The organism is Loktanella agnita, from assembly GCF_046640325.1.
In the GTDB taxonomy this organism is placed as follows: domain Bacteria; phylum Pseudomonadota; class Alphaproteobacteria; order Rhodobacterales; family Rhodobacteraceae; genus Yoonia; species Yoonia agnita.
The window spans coordinates 1-24,580 of sequence record NZ_JBJMBF010000016.1 but is presented as its reverse complement, the minus strand read 5'-3'; the positions used below and the strand labels follow the sequence as shown (position 1 = coordinate 24,580).

At 56.7% G+C, this 24,580-nt stretch carries 28 protein-coding genes and 1 pseudogene; 18 read left to right on the top strand and 11 right to left on the bottom strand.

The features are described from left to right. Position 1: 1 nt before the first annotated feature. From ACJ5NV_RS16375 to ACJ5NV_RS16355, 5 genes are read left to right on the top strand one after another with little or no spacing between them, the layout of a single operon-like run. Entirely contained in the window at positions 2 to 367 is a 366-nt protein-coding gene (locus tag ACJ5NV_RS16375) for a Na+/H+ antiporter subunit C (RefSeq protein ID WP_411645418.1), read from the top strand. Beyond that, positions 364 to 1,902, top strand: coding sequence for a monovalent cation/H+ antiporter subunit D (locus ACJ5NV_RS16370; RefSeq protein ID WP_411645417.1), 1,539 nt, complete (start codon positions 364 to 366; stop codon positions 1,900 to 1,902). Before ACJ5NV_RS16375 ends, ACJ5NV_RS16370 begins: the two co-directional genes overlap by 4 nt. A 3-nt stretch (positions 1,903 to 1,905) precedes the next feature. After that, positions 1,906 to 2,397, top strand: coding sequence for a Na+/H+ antiporter subunit E (locus ACJ5NV_RS16365; protein ID WP_411645415.1), 492 nt, complete (start codon positions 1,906 to 1,908; stop codon positions 2,395 to 2,397). After that, positions 2,394 to 2,663 (top strand): K+/H+ antiporter subunit F, encoded by a 270-nt coding sequence (locus tag ACJ5NV_RS16360; protein ID WP_411645413.1) that lies wholly within the window; start codon positions 2,394 to 2,396, stop codon positions 2,661 to 2,663. The genes ACJ5NV_RS16365 and ACJ5NV_RS16360 overlap by 4 nt, the downstream gene beginning before the upstream one ends. Positions 2,664 to 2,671: 8 nt before the next feature. Further along, on the top strand, positions 2,672 to 3,058 hold the full coding sequence (locus tag ACJ5NV_RS16355; RefSeq protein ID WP_411645412.1) for a Na+/H+ antiporter subunit G: 387 nt from the start codon (positions 2,672 to 2,674) through the stop codon (positions 3,056 to 3,058). Positions 3,059 to 3,084: 26 nt separating this feature from the next. Here the strand turns inward: ACJ5NV_RS16355 and ACJ5NV_RS16350 are convergent, their stop codons facing one another. From ACJ5NV_RS16350 to ACJ5NV_RS16340, 3 genes are all read right to left on the bottom strand, one after another. Next, positions 3,085 to 3,519 carry a universal stress protein gene (locus ACJ5NV_RS16350; protein ID WP_411645410.1) on the bottom strand — a complete coding sequence of 145 codons (435 nt, stop codon included), beginning with the start codon at positions 3,517 to 3,519 and terminating at the stop codon, positions 3,085 to 3,087. Next, positions 3,516 to 6,125, bottom strand: a complete 2,610-nt coding sequence (locus ACJ5NV_RS16345; protein ID WP_411645408.1) for a TRAP transporter permease — start codon at positions 6,123 to 6,125, stop codon at positions 3,516 to 3,518. Before ACJ5NV_RS16345 ends, ACJ5NV_RS16350 begins: the two co-directional genes overlap by 4 nt. An 89-nt stretch (positions 6,126 to 6,214) precedes the next feature. Next, a complete protein-coding gene (locus tag ACJ5NV_RS16340) occupies positions 6,215 to 7,183 on the bottom strand; it encodes a TAXI family TRAP transporter solute-binding subunit (protein WP_411645407.1) in 969 nt (322 codons plus the stop codon). 446 nt (positions 7,184 to 7,629) lie between these two features. Between ACJ5NV_RS16340 and ACJ5NV_RS16335 the strand changes: the two are divergent. Next, positions 7,630 to 7,929, top strand: a pseudogene (locus ACJ5NV_RS16335) (flavin reductase family protein); the annotation flags it as partial. A 211-nt stretch (positions 7,930 to 8,140) separates the two neighbouring features. On the opposite strand, the gene speB reads toward ACJ5NV_RS16335, so the two are convergent. Together speB and ACJ5NV_RS16325 are read right to left on the bottom strand one after the other, a co-directional pair. Next, the gene (speB, locus tag ACJ5NV_RS16330; RefSeq protein ID WP_411645406.1) at positions 8,141 to 9,109 is read right to left on the bottom strand and encodes an agmatinase; all 969 of its coding nucleotides are present in this window, start codon (positions 9,107 to 9,109) and stop codon (positions 8,141 to 8,143) included. Between the two features lie 21 nt (positions 9,110 to 9,130). Further along, positions 9,131 to 10,288: a M20 aminoacylase family protein gene (locus ACJ5NV_RS16325; protein ID WP_411645404.1), complete on the bottom strand. Its 1,158-nt coding sequence runs from the start codon at positions 10,286 to 10,288 to the stop codon at positions 9,131 to 9,133. A gap of 236 nt (positions 10,289 to 10,524) precedes the next feature. On the opposite strand from ACJ5NV_RS16325, the gene ACJ5NV_RS16320 reads away from it, so the two are divergent. The 9 genes from ACJ5NV_RS16320 (at position 10,525) to ACJ5NV_RS16280 (ending at position 17,629) form a co-directional block, all read left to right on the top strand. Beyond that, positions 10,525 to 11,091, top strand: a complete 567-nt coding sequence (locus tag ACJ5NV_RS16320; protein WP_411645402.1) for an outer membrane protein — start codon at positions 10,525 to 10,527, stop codon at positions 11,089 to 11,091. 139 nt (positions 11,092 to 11,230) lie between these two features. After that, positions 11,231 to 11,794, top strand: coding sequence for an outer membrane protein (locus ACJ5NV_RS16315; RefSeq protein ID WP_411645401.1), 564 nt, complete (start codon positions 11,231 to 11,233; stop codon positions 11,792 to 11,794). A gap of 148 nt (positions 11,795 to 11,942) precedes the next feature. After that, complete coding sequence (locus ACJ5NV_RS16310) at positions 11,943 to 12,500, top strand: outer membrane protein (protein WP_411645399.1); 558 nt, start codon at positions 11,943 to 11,945, stop codon at positions 12,498 to 12,500. 148 nt (positions 12,501 to 12,648) lie between these two features. After that, entirely contained in the window at positions 12,649 to 13,215 is a 567-nt protein-coding gene (locus ACJ5NV_RS16305; protein WP_411645397.1) for an outer membrane protein, read from the top strand. A gap of 82 nt (positions 13,216 to 13,297) precedes the next feature. After that, positions 13,298 to 14,110: a nucleoside triphosphate pyrophosphohydrolase gene (gene mazG / locus ACJ5NV_RS16300; RefSeq protein ID WP_411645396.1), complete on the top strand. Its 813-nt coding sequence runs from the start codon at positions 13,298 to 13,300 to the stop codon at positions 14,108 to 14,110. 88 nt (positions 14,111 to 14,198) lie between these two features. Continuing rightward, a complete protein-coding gene (locus tag ACJ5NV_RS16295; RefSeq protein WP_411645395.1) occupies positions 14,199 to 14,867 on the top strand; it encodes an RNA polymerase sigma factor in 669 nt (222 codons plus the stop codon). Further along, positions 14,864 to 15,658: an anti-sigma factor family protein gene (locus tag ACJ5NV_RS16290; RefSeq protein WP_411645394.1), complete on the top strand. Its 795-nt coding sequence runs from the start codon at positions 14,864 to 14,866 to the stop codon at positions 15,656 to 15,658. The genes ACJ5NV_RS16295 and ACJ5NV_RS16290 overlap by 4 nt, the downstream gene beginning before the upstream one ends. A 197-nt stretch (positions 15,659 to 15,855) precedes the next feature. Then, positions 15,856 to 16,842, top strand: coding sequence for a hypothetical protein (locus tag ACJ5NV_RS16285; protein ID WP_411645393.1), 987 nt, complete (start codon positions 15,856 to 15,858; stop codon positions 16,840 to 16,842). Between the two features lie 58 nt (positions 16,843 to 16,900). Next, the gene (locus ACJ5NV_RS16280) at positions 16,901 to 17,629 is read left to right on the top strand and encodes an SDR family NAD(P)-dependent oxidoreductase (RefSeq protein WP_411645392.1); all 729 of its coding nucleotides are present in this window, start codon (positions 16,901 to 16,903) and stop codon (positions 17,627 to 17,629) included. A gap of 48 nt (positions 17,630 to 17,677) precedes the next feature. Here ACJ5NV_RS16280 and ACJ5NV_RS16275 read toward each other — a convergent pair whose 3' ends face one another. The 3 genes from ACJ5NV_RS16275 to ACJ5NV_RS16265 form a co-directional block, all read right to left on the bottom strand. Then, positions 17,678 to 18,106, bottom strand: a complete 429-nt coding sequence (locus tag ACJ5NV_RS16275; protein WP_411645391.1) for a glyoxalase superfamily protein — start codon at positions 18,104 to 18,106, stop codon at positions 17,678 to 17,680. Beyond that, complete coding sequence (locus ACJ5NV_RS16270; protein ID WP_411645390.1) at positions 18,103 to 19,494, bottom strand: MATE family efflux transporter; 1,392 nt, start codon at positions 19,492 to 19,494, stop codon at positions 18,103 to 18,105. The genes ACJ5NV_RS16275 and ACJ5NV_RS16270 overlap by 4 nt, the downstream gene beginning before the upstream one ends. A 197-nt stretch (positions 19,495 to 19,691) precedes the next feature. Beyond that, a complete protein-coding gene (locus ACJ5NV_RS16265; protein WP_411645388.1) occupies positions 19,692 to 20,171 on the bottom strand; it encodes a TetR/AcrR family transcriptional regulator in 480 nt (159 codons plus the stop codon). Positions 20,172 to 20,508: 337 nt separating this feature from the next. Between ACJ5NV_RS16265 and ACJ5NV_RS16260 the strand changes: the two genes are divergently transcribed. Next, positions 20,509 to 20,886, top strand: a complete 378-nt coding sequence (locus ACJ5NV_RS16260) for an avidin/streptavidin family protein (protein WP_411645527.1) — start codon at positions 20,509 to 20,511, stop codon at positions 20,884 to 20,886. 24 nt (positions 20,887 to 20,910) lie between these two features. Here the strand turns inward: ACJ5NV_RS16260 and ACJ5NV_RS16255 are convergent, their stop codons facing one another. Both ACJ5NV_RS16255 and ACJ5NV_RS16250 read right to left on the bottom strand, forming a co-directional pair. Beyond that, the gene (locus ACJ5NV_RS16255) at positions 20,911 to 22,719 is read right to left on the bottom strand and encodes an ABC-F family ATP-binding cassette domain-containing protein (RefSeq protein ID WP_411645387.1); all 1,809 of its coding nucleotides are present in this window, start codon (positions 22,717 to 22,719) and stop codon (positions 20,911 to 20,913) included. A 31-nt stretch (positions 22,720 to 22,750) separates the two neighbouring features. Next, positions 22,751 to 23,473: a GNAT family N-acetyltransferase gene (locus tag ACJ5NV_RS16250; protein ID WP_411645385.1), complete on the bottom strand. Its 723-nt coding sequence runs from the start codon at positions 23,471 to 23,473 to the stop codon at positions 22,751 to 22,753. Between the two features lie 72 nt (positions 23,474 to 23,545). Between ACJ5NV_RS16250 and msrB the strand changes: the two genes are divergently transcribed. Next, positions 23,546 to 23,938: a peptide-methionine (R)-S-oxide reductase MsrB gene (msrB, locus tag ACJ5NV_RS16245; RefSeq protein WP_411645383.1), complete on the top strand. Its 393-nt coding sequence runs from the start codon at positions 23,546 to 23,548 to the stop codon at positions 23,936 to 23,938. A gap of 70 nt (positions 23,939 to 24,008) precedes the next feature. Next, positions 24,009 to 24,443 (top strand): hypothetical protein, encoded by a 435-nt coding sequence (locus ACJ5NV_RS16240; RefSeq protein WP_411645381.1) that lies wholly within the window; start codon positions 24,009 to 24,011, stop codon positions 24,441 to 24,443. Here ACJ5NV_RS16240 and ACJ5NV_RS16235 read toward each other — a convergent pair. Then, a partial coding sequence (locus ACJ5NV_RS16235) for an IS3 family transposase (protein WP_411645526.1) occupies positions 24,440 to 24,580 on the bottom strand: 141 nt, incomplete at its 5' end. The two genes, ACJ5NV_RS16240 and ACJ5NV_RS16235, sit on opposite strands and share 4 nt — an antisense overlap.

Sequence of the window (24,580 nt, the reverse complement as noted above, 5' to 3'; positions counted from 1 at the left end):
TATGGAATTGATCGTCGCAAGCGCGGTCGGCGTGCTGACAGCAGGCGGGGTCTACCTGATGCTGCGGCTCAGAACATTTCCGGTCATCCTTGGTCTGGCCTTATTGTCTTACGCCGTGAATGTCTTTTTGTTCGCAAGTGGTCGGCTGGCAATCAACATGGCCCCGATCCTGTCGAAATATGGCGAGGCAAGCTATACCGACCCGCTCCCGCAGGCATTGGTCCTGACCGCCATCGTGATCTCTTTCGGGATGACGGCCGTGTTGGTGATGATCGGGCTTGCCGCGTTTCTGGAAGCCGAGGACGACAGTATCAACATCACCGAAACACATGATGATGTCGACACGCCAAAGGATGCTGCATCATGATGCACTGGATTATTGCTCCCGTCATCCTGCCCGCGATATTGGCGCCGATCATCAGCTTTGTGATGCGCCATGATATCACCCTTGCGCGCATTGCCTCTGTCTTCGGCACGGTGGCCCTGTTGGCGGTTGCCATCGGGCTTGCCGCGCTGACCACAGACGGCGATATTCATACCTACCGGCTGGGCGACTGGTCCGCGCCGTTTGGGATTGTGCTTGTGCTGGACCGTCTGTCGGCGCTGATGGTACTGCTGACCGCTGTGCTGGCGTTGATCGTGCTGAGCCACGCCATCGCCACCGGCTGGGACGCACGCGGGCGGCATTTCCACGCGCTGTTCCAGTTCCAGCTGATGGGCATCTGCGGCGCGTTCCTGACCGGCGACATCTTCAACCTTTTCGTCTTTTTCGAAGTGCTGCTGATCGCCTCTTACGGGCTGATGATCCACGCTGGCGGGCGCGAGCGGATACAGGCCGGGCTGCAATATGTGGTGATGAACCTTGCCGGATCGACCTTGTTCCTTTTCGCGCTTGGCACGCTTTATGCCAGCACAGGCACTCTGAACATCGCCGATCTGGGCGCACGCTTGACCGAAATTCCAGCGGAAGAGGCCGCATTGGTTCGCGTCGCTGCCATGCTGCTGATGATCGTCTTTGCACTCAAGGCGGCGCTGTTTCCGGTGCAATTCTGGCTGCCCATCACCTATGCGAACGCCCCTGCCCCGGTGGCCGCGCTGTTTGCGATCATGACCAAGGTCGGAGCCTACGCCATCATCCGGGTGCATACTATCGCCTTCGGGCCGGGCATACCCAGCACCCAGGGGCTGCCTGAGACATGGCTCTTTCCTGCCGCCATCGTGACCATCGCCATCGGGGCTTTTGGTGTGCTGGGGGCCAAGCGCCTGATGCCGCTGATTGCCTTTTCGGTGGTCGGGTCGATGGGGACACTGTTTGTCGCCGTCGCGGCCTTTTCACCGCTGGCGACGTCGGCTGCGCTTTACTATCTGGTGCATTCCACCTTCGCCGCCGCCACCCTGTTCCTGATCGCCGATCTGGTGCAGCAACGCCGGGGCGATGATCGGCTGGTCGCGATGCAGGCGACCGGACAGAACGGATTGTTTGCCGCAGTTTTCTTCGGTGCGGCCATTGCCATGGCGGGAATGCCACCGCTCAGCGGGTTTCTGGGCAAACTGCTGGTCCTGAACGCTCTACGCGATCCCGCACTCATCGGCTGGGCCTGGACCGCAATTCTGCTGGGGTCACTTCTGACCATCGTCGGCTTTGCCCGCGCCGGCAGTATCCTGTTCTGGAAATCCACCGCCATTGCCCCCGCCGAGGTCCCGGAAGAGGCCGACCCCGAACCGGCACACCCACCCGCCAGCTTTGGCCAGATCGCGCCCGCGATGATCGGGCTTGCGACCCTTGCCGCATTGGCGATCTTTGCCGGGCCGGTCTCTTCTTACTTACAGGCGACGTCGGACCAACTGTTTGACCGGGCGGGATATATCGCAGCCGTCCTCACCCCAGATCAGGAGGGCTGATAGATGCTTCTGCGCCTCATCCCCCACCCGCTGCTTAGCCTGACGCTCACCGTGTTCTGGCTGGGGCTGGTGAATACATTCACGCTTGGCAACCTGCTGCTCGGGCTTGTGATCGGAATCACCGTGCCGATGATCACCGCCCCCTATTGGCCGGACAGACCCACAATAAAACGCCCGCTCAAGCTGGTCAGCTACACGGTGATCGTCCTATGGGATATCATCGTCGCCAATATTCAGGTCGCGCTGATCATCCTGTTCAAACGAAACGCGGATATCCGGTCCCGCTGGGTCGCCATCCCGCTGGAACTGACCTCTGCCGAAGCCATCACTGTGCTGGCAGGTACGATCACATTGACCCCCGGCACCGTATCCGCGTCCCTTGCCGCAGATGCCAGCTGTATCCTGGTGCATTGCCTGCACACGGATGATCCCGACGCCGTGCGGGACGAGATCAAGTCACGCTACGAAACGCGACTGAAGGAGATTTTCCAATGATCGAAGCCGCGCTCATGTTCACCGCAACATGCTACGGGCTTGGCCTGCTGCTCAATCTCTGGCGGATGGCCACAGGGCCCGACACGGCAGACCGCATCCTTGCGCTTGATACGATGGTGATCAACATGATCGCTCTGCTGGTGCTCTACGGGGTCTGGCAAGGCACGGCGATCTATTTTGAGGCCGCGATGCTGGTCGCCATGGTCGGTTTCGTCTCAACCGTCGCCTATTGCCGCTTTGTGCTGCGCGGCGACATCATTGAATGAGGTAAGCGATGCATGTGATCTTTGAAATTCTCATCGCCTTAGCCCTAATTATCAGCGGCGTCTTCGGGCTGGTCGGCTCCTATGGGCTGGTCAAACTGCAAGACAGCATGCAGCGGCTTCACGCACCGACCAAAGCCACGACACTGGGTGTAGGCGGTGTGCTGATCGCGTCGATGCTGTATTTTCTGGCGAAAACCGGGCACCTATCCGTACACGAACCGCTGATCGCACTGTTCTTGTTCCTGACTGCCCCGCTGACGGCGAATTTCATCGCCAAAGCTTACATGGTGCGCAACATCAAACAAAACGATCTGCCAAAAACCGCAGGTGAATTCGGCTGGTCGCCTTATGATGATCCGCCAGAGCAAGCACAGCAAACGCCGCATGAGGAATGATTGGGCGCTTAGTGCCCGGTCAAAGGTTACTGCCTAACGACATAGACCGAACAGCTCGCATGGCGGACCACGCGGGCCGCGTTCGGGCCAAGCAGGTAATCACTCAAGTCAGGTGTTTTGGCACCCAGAACGATCAGATCCGCCTCTGACAGACGAGCGGTCTTCAGCACCTCTTCATAGATGCGACCGACCGCGATAATGTGCCGGGCTGTCTTGTTCATCTCTGTACCCAGCACCGATTTCGCAAAGGACAGCAGCGTGGCCGATGCGGTATCCTTGGCGGTCTGGACATGATGGTCCTTGAAGTAAGCGCCTACCACCGTTGCCCCGAAGTCCGGAACAACTGTAATCACATCCAGCTGCGCGCCGTCCAGTTCGGCCAGAGCTTTGGCACGTTCCAGCACATAACGCTCTTCCTCGGGGCGGTTGATATCAACGGCACATAGGATCGTTTTGCTCATGCCAATTCTCCTTCCAGGATAGGTTCAGCGCGACGGTGCTGCAGGAACGCAATCAGCGCCAGCAACAGCAATGCCGGGATAAAGACCAGCTCCTTAGGTAGCTGATCTGCCGCTGTCTGCACCGCGGATATCTGGACAGCGTCATCCGCGTAAAAATCAAACGATGACAGCGTATCGCCCAAATCAGTGCCAAACATCGGCTCATCCAGACGCATCACATCGCCATCTGGCATCAGGATAAAGCCCAGCTCGTCCAGCCGGGCTGTTGCTCCCTCTGCATCCGGTACATTCACTTGTACCGTCACATCCTTCATTTCAAGCGTGTCTAAATCAGGGCCAGAAACGATCACACGCAGGTTGCTGCCCGGGGCGGCATCACCAACCGCCTCGCTGAATGCAGCGGGTGCGATGTCATTGAAGGGCGGCTGGATCTGGTTCATGAAAAATCCGGGCCGGAACAGCGCAAAGGCGATCAGCAACAGGGCGGCTGTTTCCCAAATACGGCTGCGGGTCAGAAACCAGCCCATCGTGCCTGCGGTAAAGACCAGTATCCCGATGGTCGAGACGATGAACACAATAATCCCCTGCGTTAGCGTCACATCAATCAGCAAAAGATCGGTGTTAAAGATGAACACAAACGGCAGGGCCACCGTGCGCAGGCTATAGAAAAACGCGATAAAGCCGGTACGGATCGCGTCACCACCCGACACCGCCGCCGCCGCAAAGCTCGCCAGCCCAACAGGGGGCGTCACATCGGCCATGATCCCGAAGTAGAACACAAACAGATGCACCGCGATCAGTGGCACGATCAGCCCCGATTGCGCACCCAGCTCCACGACAACCGACACCATCAATGACGACACCACGATATAATTCGCCGTGGTGGGCAGCCCCATCCCAAGGATCAGCGACAGGATGGCCACAAAAATCAGCATCAAGATCAGGTTGCCGCCCGACAGGAATTCCACGAAGGCCGCCATCACCTGTCCGATCCCAGTCAGGGAAACAGTACCGACGATGATCCCCGCCGTTGCGGTGGCAAGGCCAATACCGATCATATTACGCGCCCCGTCGATCATACCCGCAATCAGATCAATCAGCCCGTCACGCAAACGCCCCATCGGGTTTTGCTCACCCCGGAAAATCGCCTTCAGCGTCTTTTGGGTCAGCAGGATACCAAACAGCAGAAAGGACGCCCAAAAGGCCGACAACCCCGGCGATTTCCGCTCGATCATCAAAAAGTAGACCAACACGATGATCGGCAGCAGGTAATATAGGCCGGATTTGTAGATCTTGGAAATATCAGGCAGTTCGACCACATCGGCGTTGGGATCGTCAGGCTCCAGATCCGGCGCTTGAGCAGCAAGATAGACCAGCCCGACATAAACCACTGCCAGCAGCGCCGATAGAATCCAGCCAGAGCCTTCCGGGAACAATCCGGTAATCCAGCCCACCGGATATTGGGTGGCATAGCACAGGATCGCGAAGCCCGCGAAAAACCCAAACATGCCCAGCACCGTGTTCAGCAGGTTCACCGTCCTGTTCCCGATTGTCGGCATACGGGTTTTCACCGCTTCAAGGTGCACGATGTAAACCAGCGCGATGTAGGAAATAATCGCCGGCAGAAAGGCGTGGGTGATAACCTCAACATAGGAAATGCCGACATATTCAACCATCAAAAAGGCCGCGGCACCCATCACTGGCGGCATGATCTGCCCGTTAACCGATGACGCGACCTCGACAGCACCCGCCTTTTCGGCGCTGAACCCGACGCGCTTCATCAAGGGGATCGTAAACGTGCCGGTTGTAACGACATTCGCGATAGAAGACCCCGAAATCAGGCCTGTAGCAGCCGATCCAACAACAGCCGCCTTGGCCGGGCCGCCCCGCAAGTGTCCCAGTGCGCCAAAGGCCATCTTGATGAAATAATTGCCCGCGCCTGCCTTGTCCAACAACGCACCGAATAGCACGAAAAGAAAGACAAATCGGGTCGATACACCCAAGGCAATGCCGAACACACCCTCGGAGGTGATCCACATGTGGCTCATCGCCTTGCGCAACGATGCCCCAGCCCAACGGATCTGATCCGGCACCAATTCGGACGCGCCAAAAAAGACATACGCCATGAACACAATGGCCAGCGCCACCATAACAGGGCCAAGTGTGCGATATGCCGCGATAAACAAAAAGATCAAACCGGCGAGCGCGAAATAAGCGTCAGTCGCATCAGCCAACCCGCCATTGCTCACGATTTTTTCGTAGAAAAAATAACCATATAGCGCGAGGAAAGCACCACCGATCCCCAAAACCCAATCATACCACGGCACCCAATCACGGGGGCTGGATTTGAACAGCGGGTAGGCCATCGCTGACAGGAATATCGCAAAGGCGAGGTGAATTTGACGAGAGTTGTTAATCAAGTCGCCGGGCAGAACATAAGGGGCGATGGGCGACGCCAAAAGCACCTGAAACACCGACCAAATCAGCGCCGTCGCCGCAATTGCAAGCCCCACCATACCGGTCGGGCTACGGGCACCGCTATCACTCGCCGCAACCAGCTCTTGCAGCTCTTGCTCGCTTAACGCGCGCTTTTCCAGATCGGCCATTCTGTCCCCCTGTCACCGGTTCCCGGCAGGTTTTCTTATCGTCTCCGGGGGCAGCGCACCGCCCCCGGACATCGCATCTTGCAACGAGCTTATTCGATCAGGCCGGCTTCGCGGAAATACTTTTCCGCACCCGCATGAAGCGGTGCAGACAACCCGGCAGAGGCCATCTCTGATGGGTCAAGGTTGGCAAAGGCAGGATGCAAGCCCGTGAAATCACCGAAGTTTTCGAACACGCCTTTGACCAGCGTATAAACCACGTCCTCAGACACCGCGTCAGAGCTGACAAAAGTCGCACCGACACCAAATGTCAGCGTGTCTTCGTCATTGCCGCGATACATGCCGCCCGGGATGGTGGCTGTCCGATAGAACGGGTTGTCTGCGACCAGCTGATCAACCACATCGCCGGATACTTCAACCAGCACAGAATCACAGGCGGTTGTGGCCTCTTGGATCGACCCGGACGGGTGACCCACTGTATAGACCATCGCATCAATCTGATTATCGCAAAGCGCTGCGGATTGTTCCGCCGCTTTCAGCTCTGTGGCCAAGGCGAAATCATCCGTGGTCCAGCCCATAGCTTCCATCAGCACTTCCATTGTGCCGCGCTGTCCGGAACCGGGGTTGCCGATATTTACCCGCTTACCTTGCAGGTCCGCAAAAGTGGCAATGCCTGAATCGGCGCGGGCCACAACCGTAAACGGCTCCGCATGCACCGAGAAGACAGCGCGCAGACCTTCAAAAGGACCCGCCTCTTCGAACTGCGATGTGCCGTTATAAGCATGGTACTGCCAGTCGGACTGGGCCACACCAAATTCCAGCTCGCCCTCGCGGATGGTGTTGATGTTATAGACTGAACCACCTGTGGACTCGACCGAACAGCGTACACCGTGGTCACGGCGACCTTTGTTCACCAGACGGCAGATCGCGCCACCTGTTGGATAATAAACCCCGGTTACACCGCCTGTGCCGATAGTAATGAATTCCTCGGCCATCGCCGCAGGTGCCATCATCGTGGCGGCAACCGCCCCCGCTGCGGCAAATTTCAGTTTAGCGAACATCACATTCTCCCTCGTGATTAGAAACGTTGAGTTTTATGTCAGGACAGACCCGCCACGGTGGGGATCACCTCCCGTTCCTGCAGAGCAGGACGTCATATCAGATGTGGTAGACCACGCCCCCCGGTTTTGGTCTCTTGGTCGATCCTGCCGACAAAGATCGTCTGGTCACCATAACCGCGATCCGGCGATGATCAATACCTGTGCTGCGTGCAATCCAGCATCAGGTTGCCCCAAAGAGCAGCACAAAGCGTCAGAGCCGCCGCCGCTGCGGCCATATCTCGCGAAAAACCGCATCCAGCCAATGTTATGCCAGTTATGGGCGCCAATAACCTCAATAGAATTAGCCTATTGTTCGACACATTCAAAGTCGACATAGACCGGCAAACATGGTTCGAACTTTATACTGCTACACTGGGCCACGGTGTCCCATTATTGATGCAGGCACCATCGCCAGTTTTGACCCCGAAACGGATGCCGACAGCTTTCGCGGCGCGCTTACGGCTTTCGTGACGGGTGTCACCGTCGTGACGGCCCAATCCGACACTGGGCCTGTGGCCATCGTCGCCAACAGCTTTGCCAGTGTCTTGCTCGACCCGCCGCTTGTGCTCTGGTCCCCTGCAAAGTCATCAAATCGGTTTGATGATTTCGTAAATGCACCCCGCTTTGTGATCAGCGTGCTCAGCGCCGCAGTGATCAAATCCAAAACGGCAATCAGCCAGATCGCGACCGAACAAAGCCATGATGGCAGCAAATACGACGTTTTCAAAGAAGACTGATCTTCTTCTGGCTAACAATATCCCGGGGGAATTGCCCGGAACGGGCAAGGGGGCAGCGCCCCCCAATCCCCGCCCTAGCGATAAGGGGGCCCCGGCAGGATCGTCAGCATTTCGCACATCAGATTGGCCCCTGCGATGTCTACGGCCCCGAATACTGCGCCAAATTACGGCTGGTTTGGCATCATTTTTTTCTTTTATTCCAGAGCGCAAGACAGCACAGCTCCATCGCGACATGTGCCCCGGCAATCGCTGTGGCACCGGTCGTGTCATAAGGCGGTGACACCTCGACCACATCACCGCCAACCATATTGATCCCGGCCAGATCACGCAGGATCGCCGCCGCCTGCCAAGACGCCAAGCCCCCCCATACCGGCGTGCCGGTGCCGGGGGCAAAGGCCGGGTCCAGCGCATCAATATCAAAGGTGAGATAGGCGGGATGATCACCCACGATCTCTTTCACCCGGGCGGCTACATGGGCTGCACCCTGTTCATGACAGCTGCGCGCGTCGATATAAGGCATGCCTAGATAATCATCACATTCAGTGCGGATACCGACCTGAACCGACCGGGTCACATCCACCAGCCCCAGCTTCACGGCCTTATACATGAATGTGCCATGGTCGATCCGCTCCATGTCATCATCAGCCCAAAGGTCTGAATGGGCATCAAACTGGATCACCGACAGCGGGCCAAATTTTTCCGCATAGGCGCGCAGGATCGGCAGGGTGATGAAATGATCGCCGCCCAGCGTCACCGTGCCCGGCCCGGCGGCCAGAATACCCGCGATATGCGCCTGCACCGCCGCAGGGACACCGGGTACATGGGCATAATCGAAAGGCACATCGCCATAGTCGACAATCGCAAATTCCGACAATGGATCGAACCCGTCCCAGCCATAAGGCGGATCATAGGGTTGCAGGGCAGAGGCTTCGCGGATCGCACGCGGACCGAACCGGGTGCCGGGGCGATGGGTGACCGCCTGATCAAAGGGCACACCGGTAACCACCAGATCAACGCCCGTCAGATCTTTGGTATAGCAGCGGCGCAAAAAAGACACCGCCCCGCCAAAGGCATTTTCATAAGCCAGACCACGCCGATCATTGCGGGTAAAGGCCAGATCCGACTGCCCCTTTGCATCTTCAAGCGCCATCGGTAGGCTCCTTTCATGTGATCAACCTGCGGGCAGCGCCCGTTCGACCAGCCGGGCAAAGAACGACGCGCCGTAAGGGGCGACCGTATCATCGAAATCATATTCCGGATGGTGCAGACCAGCGGTGTCGCCATTGCCGACAAACAAATACGCACCGGGACGCTTTTCCAGCATATAGGCAAAATCCTCTGCCCCCATTTCCCGGTTGGCATTGTCTTCGACATTCGGCGACACCTCACGCGCGACGGATGCGGCAAAGACTGTTTTATCGGGGTTATTGACCGTGGCGGGATAACCAACCTCATAATCCAACTCGGCGGTGACACCATATGCCGCCGCCTGCCCGTCCACGATTGCCTTCATCCGGGCCATGACCATTTCTTGAACCTCAGGCTTAAAGGTGCGGACAGTGCCGTTGATATAGGCGGTTTCCGGGATCACATTATCAGCCGACCCGGTATGAATCTGGGTGACAGAGACAACCAGATCATCCTGCGCATAATGGTTCCGGCTGACAATTGTCTGAATGGCATTCACCATCCCCACAGCCGCGACAATCGGATCAGCCGTATCATGCGGCATCGCCCCGTGACCGCCCTGCCCTTTGATATGAATATGGAACGTATCGACGGCGGCCATGATCGGGCCCGGCGTGGTATAAAACGCACCCACAGGCCGACCGGGCGTGTTGTGCAGCGCATAGACCTCGTCAATATTGAACCGGTCAAGCACGCCCTCTTGCACCATCACACCGGCGCCACCGCCACCCTCTTCCGCAGGCTGAAAGATCAGCGCGACACGGCCCGCAAAATTGCGGGTCTCGGCCAGATATTTCGCGGCACCCAACAGCATGGTTGTATGGCCATCATGACCGCAAGCATGCATACGGCCCGGCGTGGCAGAGGCATGCTCCAGCCCCGTCATTTCGTCCATCGCCAGCGCATCCATATCAGCGCGCAAGCCAATCGTAGGCCCCGCGCCGCGGCCATTGATCAGCGCTACAACACCGCTCGTCGCGATGCCGTCATAGATCTCATCCACCCCGAATTCACGCAGGCGCTCCGCTACAAAAGCAGCGGTCTGATGGCAGTCGAACTGCAATTCGGGATGCGTATGCAAATGCTTGCGCCAGCCAGTCATATCGGTGGCATAATCGGCAATACGGTTGATAACGGGCATGGGTGTTCCTTTAGACCAAAATAGCGGCCCGGCACATCCCGACCTGTGGCGCAGAATGCAGGTGCGGATGACGCAAAGCAAGCGGATTACCCCTGCGCAATCCAGCAACATGCTGATGCCTTTGTGACGTGCACGACACATCTAAGAAAAGCCACATTCTGCTTGTCGCCTGACACATCAGCGGACCGTAAATGCATGTTGTCCTTAACCACTCATAAAGACAGGATTAACTTAGAATGGCACGCATCGATCTTCTCACACTCACCTGCGCCGCATTGCTACCCACCGCATCCCTTGCCGACTGGAACGGCTTGTATGCTGGTGGTTCATTTGGACAAGCCTCCAATATGACTTTTGAAAGCACGGGAGCTCTTGAAGGCAGTGCTGATTTGGATGACAGCGATGCACTTGGCGCTTTCATCGGCTTTCACGCTCAACGAAACAATTTCCTATTTGGCTTAGAAGCGAATTTCCTCGTAACGCCAGACGCACAATTTGGCGACGACGAGGTTACAGTTGAACATCTGTTCGATCTCAAGTTCTCCGCTGGGTATGCAACCAACAATCTCGCAGTCTATGGGTTGCTCAGCCTTTCAAGCGAAACGAGCGAGATCAACATTATCGGCTTCAATGATGTCAATGCGTCGGGCTTTGGTATCGGTGCCGGGCTTGGGTATAAAATCGCTGACAACTTTGCGATTAGCGGCGAGTATCTGACACGCACAATGTCAGAAGCTTTCAGCGATGCTGACGTGGACGTCGACGCAGATACGATGACCCTGCGTGCAGCGTACAACTTCTGACAGCGCTTCAAAGCCGCGCCAATACTGGCGCGGCTATAAAAATACTAATTCCCAGAATAATTTAGCTCACTCATCCGTATGCCCTTCGAGAGCAGCGAACAGCGCGCTTTAGATATCGAAAAAACAGGAAGCCCGAAACATGCCCCTACCACTGAAATCACTGCTGATCTGCGCAATCGTCATCGCACCTGGCACCGCCTTCGCCGATTGGACAGGCGGCTACGTGGGTCTGAGCGCAGTCGTATCGACCGAAGCCGAAATCCGTCAAAAAGCAGCGTCGGACGTGGAAACTTTCCCGCTCGAAAGAGACGAAGCTTTTTCCGTATTTGGCGGCTATCAAGTGCAACAGGGAAACTACGTTTTCGGTGGTGAAATCGCATTGTCACAAGCCGATGATTTTAGAACTGAGGGTATCGGCAAGCCCGATCTTGAATTTCTGGATTTCAAAGCGCGCGCTGGTTATGCGATCAACGATTTTCTGCTCTATGGTGTCGCAGGACCAACACAAATAGATATGAGAGCCTCTGGCGCGATATTGGCCCTCAATGGTTTCAATGTCGGCATCGGAGCCGAATACATGTTCTACGATCAGTTTCTGATCGGGGCAGAATACCTCGCGCGCCGCACCGGTAATAAAGTTCAGGATCAAGAGCTAGAGATCGATCTAGACACAATAACCCTGCGCGCTGCCTATAAATTCTGAAGGTAAGGAGCGTTGATAAACGGCAACCGTTTGGCGTGGCTGTGGCACCGGACGCCAAACCTCCCAAAAAGTTAGCTCCCTAATCCGCACCTCCCAGATAATCGCAAACAACGCGCTTTGAAAATCGACAAGACAGGAAATCTGAAAGATGACCCCATCACTGAAATCACTGCTGATCTACGCAATCGTCACCGCACCCGGCACCGCCTTCGCCGATTGGTCCGGCGGCTATGTGGGTCTGGGCGTCGGCACCGCGACCGACAGCGAAGTAGCACCAGGATCAAACACAGAATCGTTTGAGCTTGAAGGGGATGAAGCTTTTTCCATGTTTGGCGGCTATCAGGTCCAATATGGAAACTACGTTTTCGGCGGTGAAATCACCTTCTCGCGAGCCGACAACTTTGGAAATGAAAACCTCGACCGCATCAATCTTGAACCTCTCGATTTCAAGGGACGCGCTGGCTATGCGATCAACAATTTTATGCTGTATGGCGCCGCAGGGCCGACAAAACTGGATGCTACATTCAGCGGTCTGCCACTTGCCTTCACCGGCATTAACTTCGGCGTCGGGGCTGATTATAAATTCACCCAGCAGTTTCTGATCGGGGCCGAGTATATCGCGCGCCGCACCAGCGGTAAATTTGAAGGTGAAGAGGTAGAAATTAACCTGGACACAGTAACCCTGCGCGCTGCGTACAAATTCTGACCGTGCAAAGTATCGACAAAGCCGGGCCATTGGGGCGCGGCTTTGTCAAAAAAATTCAAACACCAGAATAATTTAGCCTCCTCATCCGTATCCCTCCGAAAGCCGCACACAGCGCGCTTTGAAAATCGACAAACAGGAGATACAGAATATGATCCCGACACTGAAATCACTGCTGATCTGCGCAACTGCCGTGGCACCCGGCGCCGCCTTCGCCGATTGGACCGGCGGCTATGCCGGGCTGTCGCTGGGTACATTAACAAACGGAGAGTCGGTCAATGGCGACTTCGTTGCAACAATTGAAAGCGACGCCATTTTTGAAGGTCTCGCGGGCTATCAGATCCAGCAGGGCGATTTTGTCTTTGGCGGAGAGGTCGCATTTTCGCCCGCAGCGCAACTCGAGTCCCAAGCAGGGTCCGAGACCCAAACCGCTGACGCAACTTTTTCCGACATCAAGGCCCGCGCAGGTTATAATTTAGGCCCTGCGCTGGTCTACGGCACTGCAGGCCTGTCGCAGGTCGAACTGCGCCCAGATGGCACCGATTTAACTTTAACCACAGACGGATTCAGTCTTGGTTTTGGTGCGGATTACCTGATCAACGATCAGTTTTCTGTGGGTGCTGAATATCTGGCACGTCGGCTTGAAATCGAACAAGACGGCGAAACTGCAGAGGTCACGCTTGACACAATCGCAGTCCGCGCATCGTTTCGTTTTTGAAATGAAGCCGCGCCAAGCGTGATGCACCCTTGGCGCGGCCGCGTTGTTTACATAGCGTGGACCCAGCAACACCGGGGGCCAAATGCCAGATGACAAACTGATCCACGACCCAAAAGGCGGCATGCCGCGCCTATTGGAAATTATGCGCCGCTTGCGTGACCCGGACACCGGCTGCCCGTGGGACATCGAACAAGATTTCGACAGCATCGCCCCCTACACTATCGAAGAAGCCTATGAGGTCGCCGATGCCATCGCCCGCAACGACTGGGCCGAGCTAGAGGGCGAGTTAGGCGATCTGCTGTTGCAAACCGTTTACCACACCCAAATGGGGTCAGAGGCCGGGTATTTCACCTTTGACAGCGTGGTCCGCAACATATCCGACAAAATGGTCGCCCGGCACCCGCATGTGTTTGGCGATGAATCCCGCGACAAATCAGCCGAACAGCAAACCGCCGACTGGGAAAAAATCAAGGCAGCGGAACGAGCAGGCAAGAAACAGACCCGAACACTGGACGGGGTCGCCATCGGCCTGCCCGCGCTGATGCGGGCGGTCAAATTACAAAACCGTGCCGCCAGAGTCGGTTTTGACTGGCCAGACACGACGCAAGTGCTCAACAAGATCGTCGAAGAGGCGGCCGAGCTGGTCGAAGCCCGTGACACGCTGACGCAAACCGAAGTGAATGAAGAATTCGGCGATCTGCTCTTCGTGATGGCTAATCTGGGGCGGCATCTGAACATTGACCCGGAAGAGGCATTGCGCGCCGCAAACGCAAAATTCACCCGCCGTTTTTCAGCGGTCGAAGATGCCCTGCAAGATATAGGCAAGTCCCCCGCACAAAGCGACCTCGCCGAAATGGACGCGCTCTGGGATCAGGTCAAGGCAGCCAAAAATTAGCGAACATCGAATAAACTGCATTCCCTGCGCGTAAACCTGATAAGCGCGGTGACCATCGTGACCGCGACACTCATGTCGGGAAAATGTTATGATCGCTTTTTCATCCAACACAGTGCTGCATCACACAAGCAGCACACTTGAGCCACACAGCGGATTTACGCCGTTATTTTCAGCAACCTGCGTTGCGCCCACTGTCAAAAAAGTACATGGTTACGCGGGGTCACAATTTAGAATAGTGTTAAGCATGACCATCACTCCGGACCAATTTAAAACCGATATGATCGGGCTATTGCCGCGACTGCGGCGCTTTGCGATCAGTCTTACGCGGTCAGGCCCCGATGCTGACGATCTACTACAGGATGCCTGCACGACCGCGCTGCAAAAATGGCACCACTACGATCCCGCCCAACCGCTTGACCGCTGGATGTTCCGGGTCATCCGCAATCTCTGGATCAGCGAAATACGCAAGCGCAAAGTGCGCCAGGGCGAAGGTCAGATCCCCGCTGAAGAGGCAACTGAGCTTCAGACCGAAAGCAACGTCGATGACGCGATGACAGCCAAGCAGGTGCGCGGCCAAGTCAGCGCCCTGCCCGACGATTTATCACAACCTCTCTTGCTTGTTTGCGCAGAGGGTTACAGTTACAAGGAAGCAGCAGAACTGCTCGGCATTCCGATTGGCACAATAATGAGTCGCATTCACAGGGCACGCAAAATTCTTGTTGCACGTCTGACCGAAGCGGAGGCTGTAACTCCATGAATGAATTGTCGATGAAGTTAAGTGCCTATCTGGACGGAGAGCTTGACGCCACAGAGGCGCAGGCAATCGAAGAACGGCTGGCCAATGAACCCGAAATGCAGGCAGAGCTCGACGCACTGATGGAAGCAGACGCACTGGCGTTGGAACAGTTCGATCTTGAACTTGCCGACCCCGTGCCGTTTTCGCTCGCCCAGCAGATCCGGAACACACCGCTTGACGCGCATCCCAGCGCTGCCGCGGCCCCGCCCGCCCCTGCGAATTCACCATCCCGGCCCCTATGGGGCACATTGGCAGCCAGCCTTGTCATCTTTGCCATGGGTGGCGCCGGTGGTTATCTGGTCAAAGACCAGACCGCACCAACCGTGGTGGCGCGCAGCTGGCTGACCGATATCGCCGACTATCATGCGATCTATGCCAGCCAAGGGCGGCACCTGGTCGAGGTTGGTGCAAGTGAGTCTGACCATATTGAAACCTGGCTTGGGAACACCGTTGGAGCGAATTTCACCATTCCCGATCTGACGGCCTATGACTTGACTTTCGAAGGCGGACGGCTTGTCGTGGCGGCGGGCAAACCCGTCGCACAGCTGATGTATCGCGATCCGACAGGGGCAGTTATTGCGCTTTGCCTGATCAGCAGCGACCAGCCCGCAACGCAGGATTTCAAGGCGCAGTCGCTCAACGGCTTTGATTTCGTGTCATGGCGGTCGGACGATGCAGCCTTTGTTGTGATCGGGCCGGACGGTCAACCCAATCTGGGCGATATCGCACAGGCCGCTGCACAAGAAATCTGATCACTGCGCGGGCGCTTGATTGCGGCCGCGACAAGCGAATGATCGCTGTTCACAGAAGCTGCGCGCGAAAAATTTGCTTTTTTGCAATTTCAGGCCAAGAATGCCGATAGCGAAAGCCGAGTGATGGCTTTCTCAGGCGTGTGCCGCGTAACACGCTGACCGGATTTACGACGCAGTTTTTCAGTATTGGGGGCACCATGACATATCTTATCAAACGCATTCTCTGCACCACCTTCATTATACTTCTTACACAACAAGCAGCCGCACAATGTAGCGACGAAGTCGAACCCAATAGAGAGGACCCGCTGCTGCCCGACTCCACCCAGTGTTTCCTTGGGGCACAGGCCGCATCGCTCGGCGCGGGACAATCAGAGATACTTAACCGGCGGACCGCCGCAAGCGGATCATTGCAGGCCACGCAAGGCACAGGCGCCGGTGATACAGCCGGATTTTCAGGCCCGCTCTGGATTTCGCTTGGGGTACGGAACTCTGAATTCGAAGATGCGGATCTTGAGCTGGGGATCATGACCATCGGTACGGATCTCTATGCAAGCGACACCGGCGCGTTCGGCTTCATGCTGCAAGCGGATCTCAGCAACCAGGACGGCATCTATGGCAACAGCTTTGACAGCTCCGGCTACATGGCAGGCTTCTATGGGATCAAGGCGGGTCAAAGTGTGACACTCGACGGGCGGCTCATGGCGGGGCAATCCAGCACAGATGTGGCTGGCGGCGGCGACCGAGCGGACGATGTTGACGGGTCGCGCTGGCTCGCTGCGATGCGGGTGTCCGGTGAACATTACCTCGAAAACGAAACGCTGATCATCCCGCATCTGGCCGTTAGCTGGCTGGAAGAACAACTCGACAGCTATACGCTCGGATCGAACACCGCCGATGACAGCACGGTGTCCTATGGGCAGGCCAACATCGGCACCACGGTGTTGATCCCGATCACCGTCAATGAAACGGCGGGCAGCATCGTCGTCGGCACAAGCGGCATTTTGGGCTTTGGTGATGCAGCAGGCAACGAAGTGCCAGATGATCTGCGTGGACGGCTTGATCTGGGCTTCGAATTCTTCCGGGCCAACACATGGGCGACCTCTGGCAAATTCTACGTGGATGGGCTCGGCCACAGCGATTACGAAGCGCGCGGCGTCGATCTGGGCATCACGCTCTGGTTCTGAAACGGCTTCCCTTTGCGGCGTAGCTGCGGCAGGCTACGCGCAAAAGGGAAGACATATTATGGACATCAGCAAAACCCGCGCCATCGTCACCGGTGGCGCCTCTGGCCTTGGGGCCGCCACCGCTGCCAGCCTGATAAAGGCCGGGGCACTGGTGACAATCTTCGACCAGAACCCACAAGGCGCAGACTATGCAGCAGAGATCGGCGCCTATTTCGCGCAGGTCGATGTGACAGATGAAGACAGCGTTGCCAAAGGGTTAGACAACGCAATTGACGCAATGGGTGGGCTGAATGCCGCGATCAACTGCGCCGGGATCGCCACCGCCGAAAAAACGCTGGGGCGCGACGGGCCACATACGCAGGCAAGCTTTACCCGGACAATCGGCATCAACCTGAATGGCACCTTCAACGTGGCACGGCTCGCGGCGGCACGGATGAAGGACGGCGGGGTGATCATCAACACCGCCTCTGTGGCGGCCTTTGACGGGCAAAAGGGACAAAGCGCCTATGCGGCCTCAAAGGCCGGCATCGCCGGGCTGTCATTGCCCATGGCGCGCGACCTCGCCCGCAACGGCATTCGGGTGATGGCCATCGCCCCCGGCATCTTTCGGACCCCGATGCTGGAAAGCCTCGGGCAAGAGGTCATGGACGGGCTCGCCGCCGATGTCATCTACCCTGCCCGTCTGGGCGAACCCGCCGAATTCGCCGCATTGGCGCAGTTCATCATCACATGCGACTATCTGAACGGCACAACCATTCGGCTGGATGGGGCGCTGCGCATGCCCTAGCAATCACGGCTTTGGCTGCGCAAATCGCCCCATTCAGAACGATTAACTTCACATATCAATCCGAAGATGCGGCTGACCATCGCTGGTGCGCTCGCTGGAATGCCCCTTGGGGCCTATAACCCCACGAATGCGCCTGCGCAGATTTGAAAACTCCGATGATGTGACCACATCAATAGCCGCGTCCAACTGTATTTCCAGTCGGACCCATCCGGGTTTCAGCGTCTCACACAAAACGACCTGACCCGCGAAGGGCTGCGAAAGATAGCTGCCACTGATTTTATCATCAGGTGTCCAATCAACAGGCGGACCGTTTCCAATGACCGCCAGCAGCGCATTCCAATCCCGAAACCCATACTGATGCGACACCCGTTCCAATGATTGCGCATGACCAATTGCAGTGCCCTCCCCCGTCAGTGTCGCCCTCAAATTCTTTGCTTGCTCTTTGGCTTGTACGGCTGTCGGCAATGGCGCAGTCATGATACTTCTCCCTGCTGATCGTGGAAGACGCCCCACCGCAACGGCGTTCTCTGCGCAGCCTGCCAAAGGATCACCCCCGTCAGCCCAAGCAACATGATTTCCGCCAGCGGCCCGGCATACCAAACGCCCGCCTCTCCGAACCACAGGGGCAAGACAAAGGTCATGGGGATCGCAAAAAGATAAGTTTTAGACAACCCAAGGATCGCCGCTTTCAGCGCCGCGCCAATAGCTTGGAAATAGGCTGCAATCATCATGAGCGGCCCCATCAGAAAGAAAACAGAGGTCATTATTGGCAATATCCGGACCACCTCTGCAATAACCGATTTGTCATCAACAAACGCACCTGCGATCTGGCCGGGCATGCTCAGCACGATCATCTGCACCACCGTGCAATAAAGAAACGCAACCCAAAGCGCGATCCGCAGACTTCTATCCGATCTTTGCCACAGGGCCGCACCATAGTTGTTACCTGTGATCGTCTGCATCGCAAAGGACAGCCCCAACAGCGGCAGAAATGCAAAGGTAATGACACGTGTAATAATACCATAAGCGGACACCGTGTCCCCATAATGAGGGCTGCCAACCCATTGTAACGCTGTGATAATCGCCGCCGACCCAAGCGCCAGACCGATGAAGTTCAGGCTTTGCGGTGCACCTAACGCAAGGATACGGCCCCAGTTGTCCCACAATGAATGCTGGCGCAATGTCGATGGGCGCAGTGACGTTGTCCCGATTAAGCGAAAGGCCAGAATGATCCCAAACGCCAGCGCTTGCGCCGCTGCGGTGCCATAGGCCGACCCTGCAACACCCATATCTAACAGTGCAATCAGGACATAGTTGAACCCGATATTTGCGACCGAGACCAGCAGGCTCATCGCGGCCATAAACCCCACGCGCCCTTCATTGCGCAGCGCGTCGGAATTGACGGACAAGATGAACAACAACGGTGAAAAGAACACGGTGATCCGCAGATAGATCAGCCCCATATTCGCCAGCGCATCTGATCCACCAGCAGCCAGCAACGCAACCTGATGGCCCATGATGACAAAAAACATGATAAGAAGCGCGCCCAGTGCCGCGGCTAGCCCATGCGCCCCTGCAAAAACAGCGCCAGCACCATGTTGGTCCCCTGCCCCAAGCGCACGCGCCAGAAGGCTGGACATGCCATTCGACACAAGCGTCGAAAGGGCCACGATCAACATGTAAATCGGAAACATAAGTGTGACGGCAGCCAATGCCTCTGGGCCAACATAGATGCCCAGAAATAGCGCATCAGCGACAGACAATAACCCGTTCATAGCCATAACAAATATGATCGGCAAAGCCGTTTTCAGATAGATGGCGCCAAGTGGTCCATCGGTGAATGTATTTTGGGGTGTGTCGGACATATCCCATCTTTCTCAAGCCAAATCGCGCCGTTTGAAGATGGGACCCGCATTACCATCCGCACGAAATGCGTCAGAGAGATGAAATCGTATTTCGTCGTAGAACTTCACCAAGACAAAGCGTCAGCGGGCGGCGGGCGTCTACAGCCCTTGCGCCCAACTAGGGCTTAAAGTCACCGTGGTCAAGTGGTTTGGCTATGTCACTCTTCTTGGTCGGACGGAGCGCATAATTCCAGAAATTCCCGGATCGGGGCCAGCAGTTTCTCACGCGTGGGCGTTATGCTGGCAGGTTTGGGATAAATTGGATCGGTCGCAATTATCGCCGTGCCAACGGTCAACGCCGTCAAGTGTAAGAACAGGTCTTCAGGATCATCGCCGCTACGCCAATGCGCCTTCTGCGCCCGCAGGATTTCAGTCCGCTGCCCCTGCCCGAAATCCCCCAGTATTTCAGCCAACTGATCGGGCGCATATCGCATGACATCAGGGTTGCGCATCACCTGATAATAAGCCGGATGCTGAATGGCCCAATCCACATAGGCTGTTGAAATCGCCAATAATAGTGACGTGCCTTCAGGCAGCGCCTGCGTCTGCGCGACATCATGCATCAGGCTTTGCGCGCCCTCAATCGCAATCGCCGCAAGCAGATCTGCCTTGGTTTTAAAAGCGCTATTCTTCATCATATGCGACTATCTGAACGGAGCGATCATCCGAGTGGATGGGGCGCTCAGGATGCCTTAGACGCGATTCATGGGCGGCGTGCGCCAACGCCGATCAACTGCTTTTAAAGCCAAAGACCGTCTCTAGCCAAGTCAGAAATTACTCGTTTAAGTTGTTTTATATTGCCACTTAATCATTCGAGGATAGAATTGACACATAGCCTCACATCTAAAAGGGGATAACGATGCGCTTTTTAACTGTCTCAACATTGTCGCTCATTTCCGTCCTCAGCCCAGTCACGATCTTGGCTGACGATGCATCTGCCACGGAAGAAATGCAGATGCTTGCAACCACCTCTAGCTGGACCAATCAGTCCGGTCGGTTGCAAGTATCGGATTTACACTCTCGCCATCACAGCCAGCAACTTATATTGTATCAGGATATTATGTAAACAACACTCAAGGGTACAATTGTCAGGGAACAGCTTATCCAATCACTGGCATTTACTATGCAAATACTCAGACGCTGTCGTTTTCTGTCGCTTGGTCAAATAGTAGCGAGGATTGCCAATCTGTAACTGGCTGGACCGGTTATGTCGATTACGGTGCAACGCCACTACAGATGGTGACCAACTGGAACCTTGCCTATGAAAGCACGGGTGGGTCCCAAATCATGCAGGGACAGGATACTTTCACCAGAAACCAAACCCGAACGCAGAATGATCTCATCGCCGACTAACAAGGATAGGTGTGCCCAACCATCCTACTCCGCCGCCTTGTCCTCCAGCGTCAGCCACTCTTCTTCAGCATCCGACAAGGCGATCTGGCGGGCCACCAGCGCGTCAGAGGCTTTTTGGAATTTCACCGGCTGCTTGGTGAACAGCTCCGGATCGGCCAGCAATTCCTCCAGTTTGGCAATCTCAGCCGTCAGCGTATCAATCAGGCCGGGCAGTTCTTCCAGCCGGTGCTTCTCGGTGAACGACAGACCAGAGGCAGATTTCTTCTCTGCCGCCCTCTCTTTCTTCGGCGCAGGCTTTGGCGCGACCGAGGCCTCGTAGAAATCGCCTCCGCGCTGTGTGCGGTAGTCCGTCCAACCGCCCGCATAAACAACCGCCTGCCCGTTGCCTTCCATTGCAATCGTCGTGGTCGCCACCCGGTCAAGAAAATCCCGGTCGTGGCTCACCAACAATACGGTGCCGTCATAGTCACCCAGAATATCCTGCAACAAATCCAGCGTTTCAATATCCAGATCATTGGTCGGTTCGTCCAGGATCAGCAGATTGCTTTCGCGGGCCATCAAACGGGCCAGTAGCAACCGGGCTTTCTCGCCCCCCGACAAAGAACGAACCGGCGCGCGGGCCTGCGCCTCGTCAAACAGGAATTCCTTCAGATAGCCCACAACATGTTTTGGTTGGCCCCGAACCATCACCTGATCGGATTTGCCCGACACACCTAATTCAGGATCATTGGCCAAATTTTCCCACAGCGACATTTCCGGATTCAGCGCCGCGCGGGTCTGATCAAAAACCGCGATATCCAGCTTGGTGCCTAGTTTCACAGTACCCGCGTCGGGTTCGACCTGCCCCAACAGCATTTTGATCAGCGTCGTCTTACCCACGCCGTTCGGCCCGACGAAGGCGATCCTATCGCCACGCTGAACGGTCAATTCAAAGTTCTCGACGATCTGTTTGCCATCAAAGGCCTTGGTCAGACCTGTCGCCTCGACCACCTTTTTGCCCGAGACAGAGCCGCCTTCGAATGCCATGGCCGCAGTGCCCTGACGCCGGATTTGGCCCGCCCTTTCGGCGCGCAAATCCGCAAGGGCGCGCAAACGACCCTGGTTCCGGGTCCGGCGCGCGCTGATGCCTTCCACAGCCCAACGCGCCTCTGCCTTGATCTTGCGGTTCAGCTTGTGGCGCTGTTGGTCTTCTTCTTCCCAGATTTTGTCACGCCATTCCTCGAACCCATCAAACCCTTGCTCGGCGCGGCGGACCTGACCGCGGTCAATCCACAGCGTGGCACGGGTCAGCGCGCGCAGAAACGCCCGGTCGTGCGAGATCAGCACAAAGGCAGCACGAGTCGTCTTCAGCTCATTTTCAAGCCAGGCAATCGCCTCGATATCCAAATGGTTGGTCGGCTCATCCAGCAACATCAGTTCGGGGGCTTCCGCCATCAACTTGGCCAGTGCCGCACGACGACGCTCACCGCCCGATGCCGTGGATACCGCGCCTGCGGGATCAAACTTCAGCCCTTCGGCAACCATATCAACCTTATATGCCTCTTCCGGCTCCAACCCGCTCGACGCATAATCGCCCAGTGTGGCAAAACCCGCCATCGTCGCGTCCTGCTCCATGTAGCCAGCGCGTACGCCCGGCGACAAAACGCGGGTCCCGCTATCGCCTTCGACCAAGCCGGCCATGACCTTCATCAAGGTGGATTTGCCCGACCCGTTGCGGCCTACAAGGGCCACCCGGTCGCCCGGCTGGACCACCAGCGACAGGTCAGAAAATACGGGATCGCCGCCAAATGTCAGGGCGATGTCGGAAAGCTGTAAGAGAGGTGCACGTGCCATAGCCGCCTGCTACGGTGCGATGCCGCCGGGGTCAACTGGCCACAGCACGCAAGGCACGCACACGCCCCGCCGGAATGGCGGCGACTGGCACGCAGGTGAACACATGTAAGGTCTGTAAATCACGATCCACCACCGCATGATCGCTGACCCAGCCGCCCATGCTCAGATAGCTGCGCAGCAAGGACGGCATCTGGCGCAGGGCGTCCCTGCTGTCGTGCGCGGCCACATCAAAACGGACCGTCTCCAGCGCCTTCACCACAGGGCGCTGCCCCTCTGGGCCGCAATGGCGGGCGGACAGCATCGCAAACGCCGCACCGTAGGGGGCCGGGTCGGTGCCAGTAAAGCTTGTGCAACCAAATAGAAATTGCGCTCCTGCCTCATCCACCAGCCGGGCCAGCGCCCCCCACAGCACGCGCAGTACATCTGCATCCAGCACTGTCGGATCAACGCAGAACCGGCCCAACTCAACCATCGGGCCCGGCGCGCACGCCAACCCGGACAGATTATAAAACTGCGCGGCATATCCTTCAACGATGGCCGCCGGATCACGCCACAGGGCAATGCGGACCGTGGCCAGCAACCGGCCCGCAACATCCGCAACCATCAAATGTTGGCAAAGCGGATCAAACCGATCCGCATCTATTCCGGTGCCACCGAAAAAGCAGCGATAGCGCAGACGCTGACAGGCCGCCAATTCGGCAGGCCCGTCCGCTTGGCCGACTACATAGCACCCTTTCCGCAACGCAAATGTCATCGCACCCCATCTTGGCGAAAGCTCAGCCGCAGCCTAGGTTAAGTGCAAGAAATGTAAAAGGACCTCAAGCCGATGGATAAAGTCATCAAATCAGACGCGGAATGGCGCGTACAGCTCAGCGATCTGGCCTATAAAGTCACACGCAAACACGGAACCGAACGGGCCGGCACGCACGAGGACTTTCCCAAAGACCCCGGCACCTACCGCTGCGTCTGCTGCGGCGCGCCGGTGTTCGATCAGGCACATAAATTCGAAAGCGGCAGCGGTTGGCCTTCATTCTACCAACCTGTAGATTCAGAAATGGTCGGCGAAAAAACCGACCGCAGCTTTTTCATGAAACGGACCGAAGTGCATTGCAACCGATGCGAAGCCCACCTGGGCCACGTCTTCCCCGATGGACCACACCCCACCGGGTTGCGCTACTGCATCAACGGGGTGGCGCTGGAATTTGAACCCGAGGAATAGCTGCACAACGCGATAAGGGAACAGCAGGTCAAAAATAGCCGCTTTGCGGACATCCAGCGATGGCAATCGAATGTCGACTGCTCTCTGCGACTCATCGAATGCGTTTACAATCTCACCGGACCTGCGTTTCCACCTATCACCAGAATTTCCACCACGCACGTTTAATAAGGTGCCTATACCCACAGATGCCTTGGCAGGCGTGGATTTCGATGCGGCTTTTACCCGTTTCCAAGATCTCCTGACCCGCTTCGACGAACCCTTTACGCGGTTTGATGAGGGCCTCATCGAGGCTTGGGAAAGTTACAAGCCTCGCGTCCGTCGCGTAGCTCTCGACCGCATGATTGCGGAGGATTGGACGCCAGAGCAAATCGGTTTGGGCGCGATTGTCGCGCGCGTCATCAGCGCCATCGAAATACAGGCCATCCACGGTGACCTGACGAACAACATGGTATTCTGGCAGAAATGGACCTGTCACGCTTTAGTGCCGCCCCAGATGCTCGTTTAAGCCACCTTTCGTTCGAAGGCGACCGGACTTTTCCAGCCCAGTGCTGAGTGACGGCGGCGTGGATTGTAGAAGCCGTTTATGTATTCGAAGATCGCCATCTCAGCTTGCCGCCGTGTTTCCCATGATCGCCGCCAGAT

Excerpts from the sequence above, each read along its gene's own strand:
- speB (WP_411645406.1), bottom strand. The coding sequence starts at position 9,109 with ATGGCGCTTGAAGATGCAAAGGGGCAGTCGGATCTGGCCTTTACCCGC.
- ACJ5NV_RS16320 (WP_411645402.1), top strand. The coding sequence starts at position 10,525 with ATGGCACGCATCGATCTTCTCACACTCACCTGCGCCGCATTGCTACCC.
- ACJ5NV_RS16285 (WP_411645393.1), top strand. The coding sequence starts at position 15,856 with ATGACATATCTTATCAAACGCATTCTCTGCACCACCTTCATTATACTT.
- msrB (WP_411645383.1), top strand. The coding sequence starts at position 23,546 with ATGGATAAAGTCATCAAATCAGACGCGGAATGGCGCGTACAGCTCAGC.
- ACJ5NV_RS16350 (WP_411645410.1), bottom strand. The coding sequence starts at position 3,519 with ATGAGCAAAACGATCCTATGTGCCGTTGATATCAACCGCCCCGAGGAA.
- mazG (WP_411645396.1), top strand. The coding sequence starts at position 13,298 with ATGCCAGATGACAAACTGATCCACGACCCAAAAGGCGGCATGCCGCGC.
- ACJ5NV_RS16295 (WP_411645395.1), top strand. The coding sequence starts at position 14,199 with ATGATCGCTTTTTCATCCAACACAGTGCTGCATCACACAAGCAGCACA.
- ACJ5NV_RS16325 (WP_411645404.1), bottom strand. The coding sequence starts at position 10,288 with ATGCCCGTTATCAACCGTATTGCCGATTATGCCACCGATATGACTGGC.
- ACJ5NV_RS16370 (WP_411645417.1), top strand. The coding sequence starts at position 364 with ATGATGCACTGGATTATTGCTCCCGTCATCCTGCCCGCGATATTGGCG.
- ACJ5NV_RS16280 (WP_411645392.1), top strand. The coding sequence starts at position 16,901 with ATGGACATCAGCAAAACCCGCGCCATCGTCACCGGTGGCGCCTCTGGC.
- ACJ5NV_RS16290 (WP_411645394.1), top strand. The coding sequence starts at position 14,864 with ATGAATGAATTGTCGATGAAGTTAAGTGCCTATCTGGACGGAGAGCTT.
- ACJ5NV_RS16265 (WP_411645388.1), bottom strand. The coding sequence starts at position 20,171 with ATGATGAAGAATAGCGCTTTTAAAACCAAGGCAGATCTGCTTGCGGCG.
- ACJ5NV_RS16355 (WP_411645412.1), top strand. The coding sequence starts at position 2,672 with ATGCATGTGATCTTTGAAATTCTCATCGCCTTAGCCCTAATTATCAGC.
- ACJ5NV_RS16375 (WP_411645418.1), top strand. The coding sequence starts at position 2 with ATGGAATTGATCGTCGCAAGCGCGGTCGGCGTGCTGACAGCAGGCGGG.
- ACJ5NV_RS16365 (WP_411645415.1), top strand. The coding sequence starts at position 1,906 with ATGCTTCTGCGCCTCATCCCCCACCCGCTGCTTAGCCTGACGCTCACC.
- ACJ5NV_RS16360 (WP_411645413.1), top strand. The coding sequence starts at position 2,394 with ATGATCGAAGCCGCGCTCATGTTCACCGCAACATGCTACGGGCTTGGC.
- ACJ5NV_RS16345 (WP_411645408.1), bottom strand. The coding sequence starts at position 6,125 with ATGGCCGATCTGGAAAAGCGCGCGTTAAGCGAGCAAGAGCTGCAAGAG.
- ACJ5NV_RS16255 (WP_411645387.1), bottom strand. The coding sequence starts at position 22,719 with ATGGCACGTGCACCTCTCTTACAGCTTTCCGACATCGCCCTGACATTT.
- ACJ5NV_RS16315 (WP_411645401.1), top strand. The coding sequence starts at position 11,231 with ATGCCCCTACCACTGAAATCACTGCTGATCTGCGCAATCGTCATCGCA.
- ACJ5NV_RS16240 (WP_411645381.1), top strand. The coding sequence starts at position 24,009 with ATGTCGACTGCTCTCTGCGACTCATCGAATGCGTTTACAATCTCACCG.
- ACJ5NV_RS16310 (WP_411645399.1), top strand. The coding sequence starts at position 11,943 with ATGACCCCATCACTGAAATCACTGCTGATCTACGCAATCGTCACCGCA.
- ACJ5NV_RS16275 (WP_411645391.1), bottom strand. The coding sequence starts at position 18,106 with ATGACTGCGCCATTGCCGACAGCCGTACAAGCCAAAGAGCAAGCAAAG.
- ACJ5NV_RS16270 (WP_411645390.1), bottom strand. The coding sequence starts at position 19,494 with ATGTCCGACACACCCCAAAATACATTCACCGATGGACCACTTGGCGCC.
- ACJ5NV_RS16305 (WP_411645397.1), top strand. The coding sequence starts at position 12,649 with ATGATCCCGACACTGAAATCACTGCTGATCTGCGCAACTGCCGTGGCA.
- ACJ5NV_RS16340 (WP_411645407.1), bottom strand. The coding sequence starts at position 7,183 with ATGTTCGCTAAACTGAAATTTGCCGCAGCGGGGGCGGTTGCCGCCACG.
- ACJ5NV_RS16250 (WP_411645385.1), bottom strand. The coding sequence starts at position 23,473 with ATGACATTTGCGTTGCGGAAAGGGTGCTATGTAGTCGGCCAAGCGGAC.